The organism is Modestobacter excelsi, assembly GCF_005930495.1.
GTDB classification, from domain to species: domain Bacteria; phylum Actinomycetota; class Actinomycetes; order Mycobacteriales; family Geodermatophilaceae; genus Modestobacter; species Modestobacter excelsi.
Genome location: NZ_SJEX01000028.1, coordinates 36,917 through 51,496 on the forward strand (window position 1 = coordinate 36,917; position 14,580 = coordinate 51,496).

A 14,580-nucleotide genomic window follows, 5' to 3' on the forward strand; every position below is an offset into this window, starting at 1 on the left:
GGAAACTACCGATCCCGGCGGCTGGGCCTGCCCGGGTGTGCCCGCAGCTCACGGCTGAACGCACGCACCCGGGCGTGTTCCTCCGCCCGCGCGCGGGCGGAGGAACGCAGCTCCTGCCGGCGCGCCTCGGCCTGCAGCTTCCGCCAGGCGGTGAACCGCGCCGGGTCCAGCTCGCCGCGGTCGATCGCGGCGGAGACCGCGCAGCCGGGCTCGGTGCGGTGCGCGCAGTCGCGGAACCGGCACTCCCCGGCCCAGTCGGCCACGTCGGCGTAGGTGGTGTCCAGCCCGTCGGCGCCGGGCAGGGCCAGCTCGCGCATGCCCGGGGTGTCGATGAGCAGGCCGCCGCCGGGCAGCTGGTGCAGCTCCCGGGCGGTGGTCGTGTGCCGGCCGCGGCCGTCCTCCCGGATCCCGGCGACCGCCGCCACCGGCCGGCCGGCCAGCGCGTTGGCCAGGCTCGACTTGCCCACCCCCGAGGGCCCGACCATCGCCGCGGTGCACCCGGGGCGCACCCGGCCACGCAGCTCCGCGAGCCCCGCACCGGTGACGGCGCTGACGGCCAGGACGTCGACCCCGACGGCGTCCTCGGCGACGGCGGCCAGCGCTGCCGGGACGTCCGGGCACAGGTCGGCCTTGGTGAGGACGACGACCGGTGTCGCCCCGCTGGCCCAGGCCACGGCGAGGTACCGCTCGATGCGGCGCAGCCGGGCGGCCCCGACCAGGGCGTCGACCACCAGGACGACGTCGACGTTGGCCGCGACCACCTGCGGCGCCGACCCGCGGCCCGCGGCAGTGCGGACGAACGCCGTCCGGCGGGGCAGCACGCGGACCGCGAGCTCGCCGCGCAGCGCCACCCAGTCACCGACCGCCGGTCCGGACCCGTCGTGCAGGCCGCCGCCGGGGTGGACCCGTTCCTCGCCGGTGGCGGTCAGCACGGTGAGCAGGCCGCGGTCGACCCGGACGACCCGGGCGACGCGCGTGCCGTCGGGCACGTCCGACGCGCGGTCGGCGGCCCAGCCGAGAGGTGCGAGATCCGTCACACTCGTGATGGTGGACCGCAGGTGAGGGGCTCGTCCTCTCAATTGTCCACTGCGCGTCGGCGCGTGTTCTCCCCGAGGACATGGAGTTGGGCTTCCCTGGAGGCATGCACGAGACCGGCCTGAAGGCCGTCGACGCGCCACGCCGTGAGCGCACTCCGCTCGTCATCGGCCACCGGGGGGCACCGAGCTACCGACCCGAGCACACCCGCGCCAGCTACGAGCTGGCCATCGACCTGGGGGCCGACCTCATCGAGGCCGACGTGGTGGTGACCCGGGACGGCGTCCTCGTCGCCCGTCACGAGAGCGAGCTCTCCCGCTCCACCGACGTCGCGGCGCACCCGGAGTTCGCCGCCCGCCGGCGCACCCAGGAGGTGGACGGCGAGGAGCTCACCGGCTGGTTCTCCGAGGACTTCACCCTCGCCGAGCTGCGCACCCTGGGCGCGGTCGAGCGGATGCCCGGTGTGCGGCCGCTGAACACCGCCTACGACGGCCGGGACGGCGTGCTCACCCTCGCTGAGGTCGTCGCGCTGGTGCAGAGCCGGTCCACCCCCGGGCGACCGGTCCGGCTGCAGGCCGAGCTGAAGTACCCGGCGTGGTTCGCCGCGCAGGGCCTGCCCATGACCGAGCTGCTGGCCGCAGAGCTGGCGCGGCTGGACGCCCGGCACGCGGACGGGCCGGTGGTGGTCATGGCGTGCGAGCCGCAGGCCCTGCGCGAGCTGCGCAGCGACGTCGGCTCGCGCGGCACCCGGCTGGTGCAGCTGATCGAGGAGGAGGGCGTCCAGGACGCGCTGACCACCCCCGCCGGACTGCGCGAGATCTCCACCTACGCCGACGGGATCGCCCCGCACAAGGGCCGGATCCTGCTCCACGGCGCCGACGGCACGCTCGTCGGCGTCTCCGACCTGATCACCCAGGCGCACCGGGCCGGGCTGACCGTCGAGCCGTGGACACTGCGTCCGGAGAACCTCTTCCTGCCCAGCCACCTGCGCCGCGGGAGCGACCCGAGCGGCCTCGGCGACGCCCAGACCGAGGCCCGGCTGCTGCTGGCCCTCGGCGTGGACGGCGTGATCACCGACGCCCCGGAGACCGCGCACCGCGCTCGCGCGGAGCTCACCGCCGAGGCGATGGCCCCCATCCGCCCCCGGGTCTGAGGGCGGCACCTGGCTCCGGCGCGCTGCCAACGGCGCCCTGACACTGATCAGGTGACCTGATCAGTGTCCGTCCTCCCGCAGCAGCGTTGGTGCGGGAGGACGCCCTTTGATCAGGTCACCTGATCGAAGTCCGCGGCGTGCCCTCAGTCGATGAGGTCGTGCAGGACGACGTTCTCGTCGCGGCCGGGGCCGACGCCGATCACGCTGACCCGGGCGCCGGAGAGCTCCTCGAGCCGCCGGACGTAGGCCTGCGCGTTGGCCGGGAGGTCCTCGAAGCGGCGGCAGGCCGTGATGTCCTCGAACCAGCCGGGCATCTCCTCGTAGACCGGTGTGGCGTGGTGGAACTCGGTCTGGGTCATCGGCATCTCGTCGTGCCGGACGCCGTCGACGTCGTAGGCCACGCAGATCGGCACCGTCTCCAGGCCGGAGAGGACGTCGAGCTTGGTCAGGAAGTAGTCGGTGATGCCGTTGACCCGGCTGGCGTAGCGGGCGACGACCGCGTCGAACCAGCCGCAGCGCCGGTCCCGGCCGGTGGTCACACCGACCTCACCGCCGTGCTTGCGGAGGTACTCACCGGAGCTGTCGTGGAGCTCGGTCGGGAAGGGCCCGGAGCCGACGCGGGTCGTGTAGGCCTTGAGGATGCCCACCACCCGCTCGATGCGGGTCGGGCCGACGCCGGCGCCCACGGCCGCGCCACCGGCGGTCGGGTTGGACGACGTCACGAACGGATAGGTGCCGTGGTCGACGTCCAGCAGCGTGCCCTGGGAGCCCTCGAGGAGCACCCACTCCCCCGCGTCCAGCGCCTTGCCCAGCATCAGCCGGGTGTCGACGATCCGCGGCTTGAGCGCCTCGGCGTAGGCCGCGTACTCCTCGACCACCTCGTCGACGTCGATCGCCTTGCGGTTGTAGACCTTGACCAGGACCTGGTTCTTCTCCATCAGCGTGCCCTCGAGCTTCTGCCGGAGGATGGAGAGGTCGAGCAGGTCGGCGACCCGGATGCCGTTGCGGGCCACCTTGTCGCCGTAGGCGGGGCCGATGCCGCGCCCGGTCGTGCCGATCTTCCGCTGGCCGAGGAAGCGCTCGGTGACCCGGTCCAGGGCACGGTGGTGCGGCATGATCAGGTGCGCGTCGGCGGAGATGACCAGGCGCGAGGTGTCCACGCCGCGCTCCTCGAGGCCGGCCAGCTCGCCGATCAGCACCTCGGGGTCGATGACCACGCCGTTGCCGATGACCGGCGTGCAGCCCGGCGTCAGGATCCCCGAGGGGATCAGGTGCAGCGCGTACCGCTCGCCGTCCGGGGTGATCACCGTGTGGCCGGCGTTGTTGCCGCCCTGGTAGCGCACCACGTAGGGCACGCGGCCGCCCAGCAGGTCGGTCGCCTTGCCCTTGCCCTCGTCGCCCCACTGGGCACCGATCAGCACGACTGCCGGCATCGCTGCGATCTCCTCGTCCCTCGACACCGGTCGTTCCCGGCGGGCCAGATGGCAGGGTATCGGCATGCCGGCACGACAGTTCGACCTGCGCGGCCTGGCACCGGGCCAGGGGCCGTCGAAGCGGCACGTCGCCTCGGTGGTCGACGGGGTCGACGAGGTCGTCGTCCAGGGGCCCGTGCAGGCGCTGGCCGCCGTGCTCAACCGGCTCTGGCGCACCGAGCGGCTGCCCGCGGTCCCGGTCGGCTGGGAGCCGGCGGACGACGCCGCCTCGCGTGGGCTGGCCCGCGCCCTGGACCTGGGCAGCGGGGCGGAGCGGGAGCTCCCCCTGGTCCGGGACGACCACGGCGGGGTGCTGCTGGCGGCGGGCCGGGTGACCGCCCTCGGGGAGCAGCGCGCGGTGCTCAGCCGCCGCTTTGGCGCACAGGCCTACGCCGACGCGGCCCTGGTGGCCGACGGGCCCGTCACCCGGATCGACGTGCGTCCGGACTGGACGGCGGTCGACCGGATCTCGGTCGCGGTCGTGACGCTGCCCCTGCGCCCGGTGCGGCGCACCACCGCGCGCGCCCTGCAGATCGCCTCCGAGCCCGTGCGGGTGCTCCGGGACGGCGTCCCGTTCGACCGCGAGGTCACCAAGTGGACCTGGTACGCCGACGACCGGGTCCGCTGGCGGCTGCGCCCCTGAAGAAGGACCCCCTTCCTCCCCAGCCCTCGCGAGCTCGGGCCGGGCCCCTGGAAGGGGGCCGCTCCAGCACGTCACCAGCGCGTGGACACTGGGGGCACCCCCGCGCCCGAGGAGGCCTCGCTGTCGTCGTCCCGTCGCCCGTCCGCCCGCTGCCGGGGATGCCGCCGGTGAGCCCGGAGCGGCTGGCGCCCTTCGCGCCCGCGGCCCACGTCGTGCCCCGGTCGGCCGGACGCCGGCTGTTCGACCGCCTGCTGGCCCGGCCGAGCATCGGTGCCCTGCTCGGCGTCCTGTCCGTGGGCCTGTTCTTCGCCCTGCAGGCACCCGAGCTGCTCAGCGCGGGCGGCGTGGCCACGATCCTGGACATCGCCGCGCCGCTGGGCATCGGCGGCGTGGCCGTGGCGCTGCTGCTGGTCGCCGGCCAGTTCGACCTGTCGATCGGGGTGGTCGCGGTGACCACCAGCCTGGCCACCGCGCTGCTGGTCACCGAGGCGGGGCTCGGCACCTGGCCGGCCCTGCTGCTGTCGCTCGTCGTGGCGCTGCTGGTCGGCGCCGTCAACGGCCTGCTGGTGGTGACCACCGGGCTGCCCAGCTTCCTGGTCACGCTGGCCACCTTCCTGGTGCTGCAGGGCGGCTCCCTGGCGCTCTCGGCGGCGATCGCCGGCTCCTCCCGGGTCTCCGGCCTGGCCGGTGCGCCCGGCTGGGAGTCCGCGGTCGCGGTGTTCGGGTCGACCACGCAGCTGGGCGACGGGCGGTTCCGCATCTCGCTGCTGTGGTGGCTGGTGGCCACGGCGCTGACCACCTGGCTGCTCTGGCGCACCCGGTTCGGCAACGCCGTCTTCGGCACCGGCGGCGCGCCGCGGGCGGCCCGCGAGCTCGGCGTCCCGGTCCGGCGCACCACCGTGCTGCTGTTCCTGGGCACCGCGGCCGCCGGCTGGCTGATCGGCACGCTGGGCCTGGTCCGGCTGGGTGGCGTGCAGGTCGACCCGGCGCTCGGCGCGGAGATCGAGTTCATCGTCGTCGCGGTCATCGGCGGCTGCCTGCTGACCGGCGGGTACGGCTCGACGGTCGGCGCCTCGCTCGGCGCGCTGGTCTACGCGATCGCCCGGGAGGGGATCTCGCTGGTCGGCTGGGACCCGCGCTGGTTCCAGGCGTTCCTCGGCCTGATGCTGCTGGTCGCCCTGCTGGCCAACGGCGTCGTCCGGCGCCGGCTGCGGGCGGTGCCCCGGTCGTGAGCACCGTGAGGGGCCTCGACGGGGCCGGTGGGACGGCGGAGGGCCGTACCCCGCCGGTGCTGGAGCTGCGCGCGGTCACGGTCCGCTTCGGCAGCGTCCCCGCGCTGTCCCGGGTGTCCCTGGCCCTGCGCGCCGGTGAGGTCACCTGCGTGCTGGGTGAGAACGGCTCGGGCAAGTCCTCCCTGGTCGCCCTCGTCTCCGGGCTGCTGCGGCCCGCGGAGGGCGAGCTGTGCCTGGACGGGCAGCCGGTGCGCTTCCGGTCGCCCCAGCAGGCGCGCAGCCGCGGGATCGCCACCGTCTGGCAGGACCTCGCGATCGCCCCGCTGATGTCGGTCTGGCGCAACTTCTTCCTGGGCGCCGAGCCGACCCGGGGCACGTGGCCCTTCCGCCGGCTGGACGTCGGCCGGGCGGAGGAGGTCGCCGCGCGGGCGATGGCCCGGGTCGGCGTCACCGGGCTGGACCCCGCCCAGCCGGCCAGCGCGCTGCAGGCCGGTGAGCGGCAGTGCCTGGCGATCGCGCGGGCCCTGCACTTCGGCGCGCGGGTGCTGGTCGTCGACGAGCCGACGGCGCCGATGACCGTCGCGCAGCGGGCGCTCGTGCTGCAGTCGGTGGTCGCCGCCCGCGACTCCGGGCTGGCCGTGCTGTTCGTGACGCACAGCCCGCAGCACGCCCACCTGGTGGGCGACCGGTTCCTGCTGCTGGGTGGCGGCCGGGTCGCCGGTGACCTCACCCGCGAGGACGTCGACGTCGACGACCTGACCCGGCTGGTCGCCGGCGGCGACGAGCTGACCCGGCTCGGCGAGCAGCTGCGGGCGGCCCACCCCGACCGCTGAGCGCGTACGGGGTGGGCCGTCGTTCAGACGTTGAAGAAGCTCACCCCGCCGGGCCCGACCAACAGCCCGACGATGATCAGCACGATGCCCCACAGCAGCTGCCTGCGGAGGATCGCGAAGATGCCCGCGACCACCAGCACGACAGCCAGGATCCACAGCAGCGTGACCATGACCCCGCCTTCCCCGTGGTGACGCCGGGATGGCGTCGACCGGAGGGGGACGGTAGCGGCGGACGGCCCCCGGGAATGGGACACCCTCGTCCGTAACCCGGCTAGGCGGCGAGCGAGGGGTCGCAGTCGCGCAGCAGCTGGGTGCACCGGTCGTGCTCGTCGACCTCGCCGATCCGCTCCGCGGCCTGCGCGAGCACGGTGACGCAGCGCAGGAAGCCGCGGTTGGGCTCGTGCGACCACGGCACCGGGCCGTGGCCCTTCCAGCCGTTGCGCCGCAGCGCGTCCAGCCCGCGGTGGTAGCCGGTGCGGGCGTAGGCGTAGGCCTCGATGGTGCGGTCGGCGCCGAGCGCGCCCTCGGCCAGCGCCGCCCAGGCGGCACTCGACGTCGGGTGCGCGGCGGCCACCTCGGCCGGGTCGGTGCCGGACGCCAGCGCGGCGGTGCCGGGGTCGACCGGGAGCAGGGTGGCCGGGGGCTCGCCGAGGAGGTTGTGCGGGTGCGTCATGTCAGCCCGCCTGCGACTGGCCGGCGGACAGCAGGTCCTCGCAGGCCCGGACGACCCGGTCGGCCATGCTCGCCTCGGCCTCCTTCATGTACGTGCGCGGGTCGTACTGCTTCTTGACGCCGACCTCGCCGTCGATCTTCAGCACACCGTCGTAGTTGCTGAACATGTGGCCGGCGATGGACCGGGTCAGCGCGTACTGGGTGTCGGTGTCGACGTTCATCTTCACCACGCCGTAGGAGATGGCCTCGCGGATGTCGGAGAGCTCGGACCCCGACCCGCCGTGGAACACCAGGTTGAACGGCTTGGCGTCCGCGCCCAGGCTGAACTGCTCGGCGACGACGGACTGCCCGCGCTGCAGCACGTCGGGGCGCAGCTTCACGTTGCCGGGCTTGTAGACGCCGTGCACGTTGCCGAAGGTCGCCGCCAGCAGGTAGACGCCCTTCTCACCGAGCCCGAGCGCCTCCGCGGTGCGCACGAAGTCGCCGTCCGCGGTGTAGAGCTTCTCGTTGATCTCGTGGGCGACGCCGTCCTCCTCGCCGCCGACGACGCCGATCTCCAGCTCGAGCACGATCTTCGCCGCGGCGCACTTCCCGATGAGCTCCTGGGCGATCTCCAGGTTCTCGGTCAGCTCGATCGCCGAGCCGTCCCACATGTGCGACTGGAACAGCGGCTCCTGGCCGGCGTCCACGCGGTCCTGGGAGATGGCGATCAGCGGGCGCACGTAGCTGTCGAGCTTGTCCTTGGGGCAGTGGTCGGTGTGCAGCGCGACCTGGACGGGGTAGCGCTCGGCGACCACGTGGGCGAACTCGGCGAGCGCCACGGCGCCGGTGACCATGTCCTTGACCCGGGTGCCGGAGCCGAACTCCGCGCCGCCGGTGGAGAACTGGATGATGCCGTCACTACCGGCGTCGGCGAAGCCGCGCAGGGCGGCGTTGATCGTCTCGGACGAGGTGCAGTTGATCGCCGGGTAGGCGAAGCCGCCCTCCTTCGCCCGGTTGATCATGTCGGCGTAGACCTCGGGAGTCGCGATCGGCATGCCGTGACACTAGTGGAGTGCGTCCGCGGCGGTGACGCCCCTCAGCCCTGTTCGGTGCGGCTCACCACGCGGGCGGCGACGAGCACCGGGTCGTACGTCGGGGAGAACGGCGGGGCGTAGGACAGGTCGCTGCCGGCCAGCTCCTCGGCGGTCAGCCCCGCCCAGATCGCCGTCGCCAGGACGTCGACCCGTTTGCCGCTGCCCGGCCCACCGACGACCTGCGCGCCGATCAGCAGCCCCGACCCCCGCTCGGACAGCACCTTCACGGTGATCGGGTCGGCCCCCGGGAAGTACCCGGCCCTCGTCGTCGCCTCGATGGTCTCGGCCCGGACGTCGTAGCCGGCCCGCGCCGCGTCGGCGCTGTTCAGCCCGGTCAACCCGATCTCCAGGTCACCGACCCTGGTCACGGCGGTGCCCAGGACGCCGGCGAACCGGGCCGCCCGGCCGCCGATGACGGAGCCGGCCACCCGGCCCTGCTTGTTCGCGTGGGTGCCGAGGGCGATGTGCACGGGCTCGCCGGTGAGCCGGGAGAACGTCTGGGAGCAGTCGCCCGCGGCGAGGACCTCCGGGTGGGAGCGGCTGCGCTGGGTCCGGTCGACGTCGATCGCGCCGGTGGTCCCCAGCTGCAGCCCCGCGGCGCGGGCCAGCTCCACCTCCGGGCCCATCCCGAGCCCCAGGACCACCAGGTCGGCGGGGTAGCTGCCGGCGTCGGTGCGGACGGCGCGGGCCACGCCGCCGGCGTCCACCTCGATCTCGCGCACCGGCTGGTCGTTCTGCACGTCGATGCCCAGGTCGCCCATCGCCTTGCACACCCGCTCGCCCATGTCCGGGTCGAGCTGGGCCATCGGCAGCGGGTCGGCGAGCACGACGGTCACCGACAGCCCGCGGTGCAGCAGCACCTCGGCCATCTCCAGCCCGATGTAGCCCCCACCGAGGACGACGGCGCGGCGGGCACCGGCGGCCAGCGCGGCCCGGATGTCGGCACCGTCGGCCAGCCGGTGCACCCCGAACACGCCCTCGGCGTCCAGCCCGGGGACCGGCGGCCGCAGCGGGCGCCCGCCGGTGGCGACCACCAGGTGGTCGTAGCCGAGCCGCCCGCCGGCGTCGGTGCCGACCGTGCCGGCGTCGAGGTCGATGTCCGCGACCCGCGTGCCGGTGCGCACCTCGATGTCCTGGGTGGCGAACTGGGCCGGTGACCGGGCGATCAGCGCGTCGCGGTCGGGCACCAGGTCACCGATCCAGTAGGGGATGCCGCAGGCGGAGTAGGAGGCGTCCGGGCCCTGCTCCAGCACGACGACCTCGAGCTCGGCGGCCGGTCGCAGCCGCCGGGCCTGCGCCGCGGCCGACAACCCCGCGGCGTCCCCGCCGATGACCACCAGCCGCTCTCGCCGTCCGCTCATGCGGGGCAGCCTGTCACCTGCCGGCCCGGTCAGGCCCCGGTCAGCCGCCCGACCGCGGCGACGTCGGCGACGGAGACCGAGCGGAACATCTTGCCCGGGTTGAGGATCCCCGCCGGGTCCAGCGCCTGCTTGACGGCCTGGTGCACCGACAGCGACACCGGGCCGATCTCGCGCTCCAGCCAGTCGGCCTTGAGCGCGCCGACCCCGTGCTCGCCGGTGATGGTGCCGCCGAGGGACAACCCCAGCTCGAGGATGGCGTCGAACGCGGCGTAGGCGCGGGTGGTCTGGTCGGGATCGCCTCCGTCGAAGACCACCGTGGGGTGCATGTTGCCGTCGCCGGCGTGCCCGACGACGCCGACCACCAGGCCGGCGGTGGCGGCGACGGCCTCGCAGCCGTCGATGAAGGTGGCCACCCGGGAACGGGGGACGGCGACGTCGTCGAGCAGCAGGCTGCTGCCCAGCCGCTCCAGCGCCGGCAGCGCCATCCGCCGGGCGGTCATCAGCAGGTCGCCCTCGGCGGGGTCGTCGGTGGAGTGCACGAAGTCCGCGCCGGCGGCCTCGCACAGCCGGGTCAGCGCGGCGATCTCCGCGGCGGCGACCGAGCCCCCGCTGTCGGACTGCGCGAGCAGCAGCGCGGCGGCGTCCCGGTCCAGGTCGGCCTTCATCAGGTCGTCGACGGCGCGGATGCACGTGCGGTCCATCACCTCGAGCATGCTGGGCACCAGCCCGCTGGTGACCACCTGCTCCACGACCTGGCCGGTCTGCGCGCTGGTGCCGAAGCTGGCGACCAGGGTCACCGGCGGCTGCGGCGCCGGCCGCAGCGCCAGGGTCGCCTCGGTGATCACGCCCAGGGTGCCCTCGGAGCCGACGAACAGCCGGGCCAGGTCGTAGCCCGCCACGCCCTTGACCGTGCGCCGGCCCGTGCGCAGCACCCGGCCGTCGGCGAGCACGACCTCCAGGCCGAGCACGTAGTCGGTCGTGACGCCGTACTTGACGCAGCACAGCCCACCGGAGTTCATGGCCAGGTTGCCGCCGAGGGTGCACCAGTCGTAGCTGGCCGGGTCCGGTGGGTAGAACAGCCCGTGCTCCCGGACGGCGTCGCGCAGCGTCTTGTTCACCACCCCGGGCTGGACGACGGCGAGCCGGTCGGCGGCGGAGACCTCCAGGACGGCGTCCATCCGGGTGAGCACCAGGGTGATCCCGCCGTCGATGGCGTTGGCCGCGCCGACCAGGCCGGAACCGGCGCCGCGGGGCACCACCGGCACCCCGTGCCGGGAGGCGAGCCGCAGCACCGCGGACACCTCCTCGGTGCTGCGCGGCAACGCGACCGCGGCGGGCAGCCCGGCCTCGACCAGCATCGCCTGGTCCCGCGCGTAGGCGACGGTGACGTCGGGATCGGTGAGCACACTGTCCGGGCCCAGGGCGTCCTGGAGCTCGCGGACCCACGTCGTCGTGAGAGCGGTCACCCCCGTCACGGTACGTCCCGCGCGTCACTCGCACGCCACCGCGGACAGCGCGAGGGCAGCCGGGGCACGTACCGTTCCCCCCGATGGCGATCGAAGCGGCTCCGGCCTTCCTGGACACCCAGCACCTGCTGAACACCTTCGGGTTGATCGGCCTGCTGCTCATCATCTTCGCGGAGACCGGGCTGCTGGTCGGGTTCTTCCTGCCCGGTGACTCGCTGCTCTTCACCGCCGGGCTGGTCTCGGCGGGCGGGCTGGCCGGGGTGACCCTGGCGCCGCTGTGGGTGCTGCTGGTCCTGCTGCCGCTCGTCGCGATCGCCGGCAACCTGGTCGGCTACTGGATCGGCCACCGGGCGGGGCCGGCGGTCTTCAACCGGCCCAACTCGCGCCTGTTCAAGGCGGAGTACGTCGAACAGGCGCACGGCTTCTTCGAGAAGTACGGCGCCCGGACGATCCTGCTGGCCCGTTTCGTGCCGATCGTGCGGACCTTCGCCACGGTCATGGCCGGCGCCTCGCGGATGGACTTCCGGGTCTACGCGATCTACTCGGTGATCGGCGGCATCGTCTGGGCCGGCGGCGTCACGGCGCTGGGCCACTGGCTCGGCCAGGTCGACGTCATCCGGCACAACATCGAGAAGTTCGCGATCCTGATCGTGGTGATCTCGCTGATCCCGGTGGCGATCGAACTGCTCCGCGCCCGCCGCACCAACCGCAAGGGCACCACCGCCGCCTGAGGAAGGGCCCTGCTGCCCCGCGCCGGGTCGGCGTTGCGGCTACGCGAGGTCGAGGTCCGCGAGGTCGAACGCCGCCCGGTACTCGAAGCCGGCGGCCTCGACCGCGGCCCGGCCGCCGCGGTCGACGATGACGGCGACCGCGACCACCTCCGCACCGGCCTCCTGCAGCGCCTCGGCCGCGGCCAGCGGGCTGCCGCCGGTGGTCGACACGTCCTCCACGACGAGCACCGCCCGGCCGTCCACGTCCGGGCCCTCGATCCGGCGCTGCAGCCCGTGGGCCTTGCCCTCCTTGCGCACCACGCAGGCGTCCAGGAAGCCCGCCCCGTCGGACGCGGCGTGCAGCATCGCGGTGGCGACCGGGTCCGCGCCGAGGGTGAGACCACCGACGACGTCGTAGCGCAGGTCGCCGGTGAGCTGCCTCATCACCCGGCCCACCAGCGGAGCACCCTCGTGGTGCAGCGTCAGCCGGCGCATGTCGATGTACCAGTCGGCCTCCCGGCCCGACGACAGCGTCACCCTCCCGTGCACCACGGCGAGGGACACGATCAGCTCGCGCAGCCGGTCGCGGTCAGGGTGTGCGGCCCCGTTCCAGGGGCCCGCCTCGAGGGACGAGGGGTGGGGGGGAACGGGGTCCTTGTCCATGGGCAGGACCCTACAGAGCAGGGCCTGCCGGGCACCGCCGGGCAGGTCAGCCGGCCGGGGCGAGCACCTGGTCGATGACGTAGAGGGTGGCGTTCGCCGTCGGCAGGTCGCCGCAGACGACGGCGGCGGGCACGGCGGCGGGGACCGTCTGGTCCGCGGTGATCGTCGGGCTGCCGGCCGGGCCGGCGACGGTGACCGAGTCCCCGTTCAGCGTGGTGTGCTCGCCGACGAGCTGGTCCGGCGTCAGCCGGCCGGGGACCACGTGGTGGGTGAGCAGCGTCGTCAGGCGCGGGACGTCGGTGAGCAGCCCGGGGACCGCGTCGGGGCCCAGTGCGGCGAAGGCGGCGTCGGAGGGCGCCAGCACCGTCACGTCCTCGCGGGTGTTGACCACGTCGACGAGGTTGGCCGCGATGATCGCCTGGGTCAGCGTGCTCAGCTGCGGCACCGTGCTGACCGCGATCCCCACCGGCGCGGTGGCGATCGCGGCCGCGCTGCCGGGCCCCGCGGCGGGGAACACGTCGCAGCCGGCCCCGATCGGCCCCTGGGCGACCGGTGCCGCCGACGTGGGGTCCACGGCGGCTGAGGAGCTCGACGCGGTGCCGCTGCTCGCGCTGACGGTGTCGGCGCCCTCCCCGGAGCTGCAGGCGGTCAGCCCCGCCAGCAGGACGGGGACGGCCACGCCGACGGCGACGCGGGTGGTGGCGCGGGACAGCCGGGCGGCCTTCACGGGGGTCTCCTCCTGCTCCGGGGGCCGCTGGCGGCACCGTGCGCACCGGCGATCGGTGCCGTTGGCCGTGCAGCATCGCATCCCGCTGCCCCGCCGACCGTGAGGATCCGCGACGGGCGTCGCCCGGCGTGCCACCCTGGCCCGGTGAGCGCCCGCCTGTCGCCCCGGTCCCCGAGCGATCCCGCCCCTGCGGGTCCGGCGATGCCGGTGCCGGTGCGGGTGGCGGTCGGCGTGCTCGCCGGGCTGGCGGTCCTGCTCCTGCTCAGTGCGGTGGTCACCGCGTCGGCGTGGGACGCCGTGGTGGACGCCCTCGCCGACGGTCGGTCCGGCTCGTCGCGGTCCGACGCCGAGCAGGTGGTGCGGGCCAACCTCGCCCAGTCGGTGGTCTTCGGGCTGGCGATGGCCGTGGCAGCGGTCTTCCTGGCCCGCGGCCGGAGCTGGGCCCGGTGGACCGGCCTGGCCGCGAGCGCCGCCCTCGGGCTGGTCACGCTGGTCGGCATCGTGCTCGCCGGCGGCCTGGCGGTGACCTCCCAGCTGGTCCTGGTGCTGTGCATCGCGGCGGCTGCGAGCCTGCTCACCCGGCCGACGGCTGCGTGGACCCGCTCGGGCCCACGCAGCCGCACCGCGCGCTGACCGGGGTCAGAACCGCTTCCGGCGCTGCCCCTCGGCCCGGTACCACTCGTTGGACGGCTTGAGCGCCAGCAGCACGATCCCGGCGATGCAGAGCAGCAGCTGCAGGACGCCGATCAGCACGAGGAACCCGTTGCCGTTGCCGAGCCCGACGAACCCGGACAGCACGCTGAGGCCACCGAGCACCCACAGCACGATCCGAGCCCAGTTGCGCCCCTGCCACGCGTACCAGAGCACCAGCAGGTAGGCCGCCAGGAAGACCAGGCCGATGATGGCGCCGACCATCACGCCGGCGCGGACGCTGTCCGGGCTGACCCCGGCCTGCCGCGCCGCGTCGTCGACCAGGGAGTTGAAGTCGGCGAAGGTGACGATCGAGCCCAGGAGCCCGAGCAGCGTGTTGGCCAGGAAGGCGAAGATGCCCAGCCGGACCGTGGACGGCCGTTCGGTCGGCGCGCTCGGCGGCCCGCCCCACTCCCCGCCCTGCGGGGCAGCCGGGTAGGCGTAGCCCGGCTGCTGGCCGTACTGGGGCTGGCCGTACTGGGGCTGCCCGTACTGCGGCTGGCCGTACTGGGGCTGGCCGGACTGCGGCGGCTGACCCGGCTGCGGCTGGCCGTACTGCGGCTGCCCGTACTGCGGCTGCCCGTAGGGAGGCTGCTGCCCGTAGGGAGGCTGCCCCGAGGGCGGTTCCTGCCCGTGGCCGCCCGGCTGCGGGTCCTGCGGTCCTGACGTCATGACGCTCCTCGGATCACCTCGGCACACGGTCGCCCATGATCATCGAGCATCCGTGCCGCCAGGGCACCCCCATCACCCGTCGTGGTCAGGACGTGTCGCCCGGCCGAGCCGAGACCGGCCGCGGAACCAGGGCTCGCGCACTGTCACGTGGTATAGCGGCGCGTAGCTGACGTAG

The 14,580-nt window shown here is 74.5% G+C and carries 16 protein-coding genes; 6 read left to right on the plus strand and 10 right to left on the minus strand.

What is annotated here, in order from left to right:
* Positions 1-5: 5 nt before the first annotated feature.
* A complete protein-coding gene (gene rsgA / locus FHL80_RS11495; RefSeq protein WP_246078620.1) occupies positions 6-1,037 on the minus strand; it encodes a ribosome small subunit-dependent GTPase A in 1,032 nt (343 codons plus the stop codon).
* Positions 1,038-1,141: 104 nt separating this feature from the next.
* On the opposite strand from rsgA, the gene FHL80_RS11500 reads away from it, so the two are divergent.
* On the plus strand, positions 1,142-2,188 hold the full coding sequence (locus tag FHL80_RS11500) for a glycerophosphodiester phosphodiesterase family protein (RefSeq protein WP_138733549.1): 1,047 nt from the start codon (positions 1,142-1,144) through the stop codon (positions 2,186-2,188).
* Positions 2,189-2,331: 143 nt separating this feature from the next.
* Here FHL80_RS11500 and FHL80_RS11505 read toward each other — a convergent pair whose 3' ends face one another.
* Positions 2,332-3,621, minus strand: a complete 1,290-nt coding sequence (locus FHL80_RS11505) for an adenylosuccinate synthase (RefSeq protein WP_138733550.1) — start codon at positions 3,619-3,621, stop codon at positions 2,332-2,334.
* Positions 3,622-3,685: 64 nt separating this feature from the next.
* On the opposite strand from FHL80_RS11505, the gene FHL80_RS11510 reads away from it, so the two are divergent.
* From FHL80_RS11510 to FHL80_RS11520, 3 genes are all read left to right on the plus strand, one after another.
* Entirely contained in the window at positions 3,686-4,303 is a 618-nt protein-coding gene (locus FHL80_RS11510) for a hypothetical protein (protein ID WP_138733551.1), read from the plus strand.
* A gap of 158 nt (positions 4,304-4,461) precedes the next feature.
* Positions 4,462-5,535, plus strand: a complete 1,074-nt coding sequence (locus FHL80_RS11515) for an ABC transporter permease (protein ID WP_138733552.1) — start codon at positions 4,462-4,464, stop codon at positions 5,533-5,535.
* Positions 5,532-6,368, plus strand: coding sequence for an ATP-binding cassette domain-containing protein (locus FHL80_RS11520; RefSeq protein ID WP_246078621.1), 837 nt, complete (start codon positions 5,532-5,534; stop codon positions 6,366-6,368). The genes FHL80_RS11515 and FHL80_RS11520 overlap by 4 nt, the downstream gene beginning before the upstream one ends.
* Positions 6,369-6,391: 23 nt before the next feature.
* Here FHL80_RS11520 and FHL80_RS25475 read toward each other — a convergent pair whose 3' ends face one another.
* The 5 genes from FHL80_RS25475 to FHL80_RS11540 form a co-directional block, all read right to left on the minus strand.
* On the minus strand, positions 6,392-6,538 hold the full coding sequence (locus FHL80_RS25475; protein ID WP_216870631.1) for a GPGG-motif small membrane protein: 147 nt from the start codon (positions 6,536-6,538) through the stop codon (positions 6,392-6,394).
* A 101-nt stretch (positions 6,539-6,639) separates the two neighbouring features.
* Positions 6,640-7,041 (minus strand): DUF3151 domain-containing protein, encoded by a 402-nt coding sequence (locus tag FHL80_RS11525; RefSeq protein ID WP_138733553.1) that lies wholly within the window; start codon positions 7,039-7,041, stop codon positions 6,640-6,642.
* Between the two features lies 1 nt (position 7,042).
* Positions 7,043-8,077, minus strand: coding sequence for a class II fructose-bisphosphate aldolase (gene fbaA / locus FHL80_RS11530; RefSeq protein ID WP_138733554.1), 1,035 nt, complete (start codon positions 8,075-8,077; stop codon positions 7,043-7,045).
* Positions 8,078-8,118: 41 nt separating this feature from the next.
* Positions 8,119-9,477, minus strand: coding sequence for an FAD-dependent oxidoreductase (locus tag FHL80_RS11535; protein WP_138733555.1), 1,359 nt, complete (start codon positions 9,475-9,477; stop codon positions 8,119-8,121).
* Between the two features lie 29 nt (positions 9,478-9,506).
* Complete coding sequence (locus tag FHL80_RS11540) at positions 9,507-10,943, minus strand: FAD-binding oxidoreductase (protein WP_246078622.1); 1,437 nt, start codon at positions 10,941-10,943, stop codon at positions 9,507-9,509.
* An 83-nt stretch (positions 10,944-11,026) separates the two neighbouring features.
* On the opposite strand from FHL80_RS11540, the gene FHL80_RS11545 reads away from it, so the two are divergent.
* Entirely contained in the window at positions 11,027-11,674 is a 648-nt protein-coding gene (locus tag FHL80_RS11545; RefSeq protein ID WP_138733557.1) for a DedA family protein, read from the plus strand.
* 39 nt (positions 11,675-11,713) lie between these two features.
* Here the strand turns inward: FHL80_RS11545 and pyrE are convergent, their stop codons facing one another.
* Both pyrE and FHL80_RS11555 read right to left on the minus strand, forming a co-directional pair.
* On the minus strand, positions 11,714-12,316 hold the full coding sequence (pyrE, locus tag FHL80_RS11550; RefSeq protein WP_138733558.1) for an orotate phosphoribosyltransferase: 603 nt from the start codon (positions 12,314-12,316) through the stop codon (positions 11,714-11,716).
* Positions 12,317-12,362: 46 nt separating this feature from the next.
* Positions 12,363-13,043, minus strand: a complete 681-nt coding sequence (locus tag FHL80_RS11555; RefSeq protein WP_138733559.1) for a fasciclin domain-containing protein — start codon at positions 13,041-13,043, stop codon at positions 12,363-12,365.
* 144 nt (positions 13,044-13,187) lie between these two features.
* Here FHL80_RS11555 and FHL80_RS11560 point away from each other — a divergent pair, with 144 nt between their 5' ends.
* Positions 13,188-13,676, plus strand: coding sequence for a hypothetical protein (locus tag FHL80_RS11560; RefSeq protein WP_138733560.1), 489 nt, complete (start codon positions 13,188-13,190; stop codon positions 13,674-13,676).
* Between the two features lie 6 nt (positions 13,677-13,682).
* Here the strand turns inward: FHL80_RS11560 and FHL80_RS25480 are convergent, their stop codons facing one another.
* A complete protein-coding gene (locus FHL80_RS25480) occupies positions 13,683-14,405 on the minus strand; it encodes a DUF6264 family protein (protein WP_216870632.1) in 723 nt (240 codons plus the stop codon).
* Positions 14,406-14,580 lie beyond the last annotated feature (175 nt).

What these genes read in the sequence shown, in the direction of transcription:
- FHL80_RS11500 (WP_138733549.1), top strand. Translation starts at nt 1,142, where the DNA reads ATGCACGAGACCGGCCTGAAGGCCGTCGACGCGCCACGCCGTGAGCGC.
- FHL80_RS11505 (WP_138733550.1), bottom strand. Translation starts at nt 3,621, where the DNA reads ATGCCGGCAGTCGTGCTGATCGGTGCCCAGTGGGGCGACGAGGGCAAG.
- FHL80_RS11510 (WP_138733551.1), top strand. Translation starts at nt 3,686, where the DNA reads ATGCCGGCACGACAGTTCGACCTGCGCGGCCTGGCACCGGGCCAGGGG.
- FHL80_RS11515 (WP_138733552.1), top strand. Translation starts at nt 4,462, where the DNA reads ATGCCGCCGGTGAGCCCGGAGCGGCTGGCGCCCTTCGCGCCCGCGGCC.
- FHL80_RS25475 (WP_216870631.1), bottom strand. Translation starts at nt 6,538, where the DNA reads ATGGTCACGCTGCTGTGGATCCTGGCTGTCGTGCTGGTGGTCGCGGGC.
- FHL80_RS11525 (WP_138733553.1), bottom strand. Translation starts at nt 7,041, where the DNA reads ATGACGCACCCGCACAACCTCCTCGGCGAGCCCCCGGCCACCCTGCTC.
- fbaA (WP_138733554.1), bottom strand. Translation starts at nt 8,077, where the DNA reads ATGCCGATCGCGACTCCCGAGGTCTACGCCGACATGATCAACCGGGCG.
- FHL80_RS11535 (WP_138733555.1), bottom strand. Translation starts at nt 9,477, where the DNA reads ATGAGCGGACGGCGAGAGCGGCTGGTGGTCATCGGCGGGGACGCCGCG.
- FHL80_RS11545 (WP_138733557.1), top strand. Translation starts at nt 11,027, where the DNA reads ATGGCGATCGAAGCGGCTCCGGCCTTCCTGGACACCCAGCACCTGCTG.
- pyrE (WP_138733558.1), bottom strand. Translation starts at nt 12,316, where the DNA reads ATGGACAAGGACCCCGTTCCCCCCCACCCCTCGTCCCTCGAGGCGGGC.
- FHL80_RS25480 (WP_216870632.1), bottom strand. Translation starts at nt 14,405, where the DNA reads ATGACGTCAGGACCGCAGGACCCGCAGCCGGGCGGCCACGGGCAGGAA.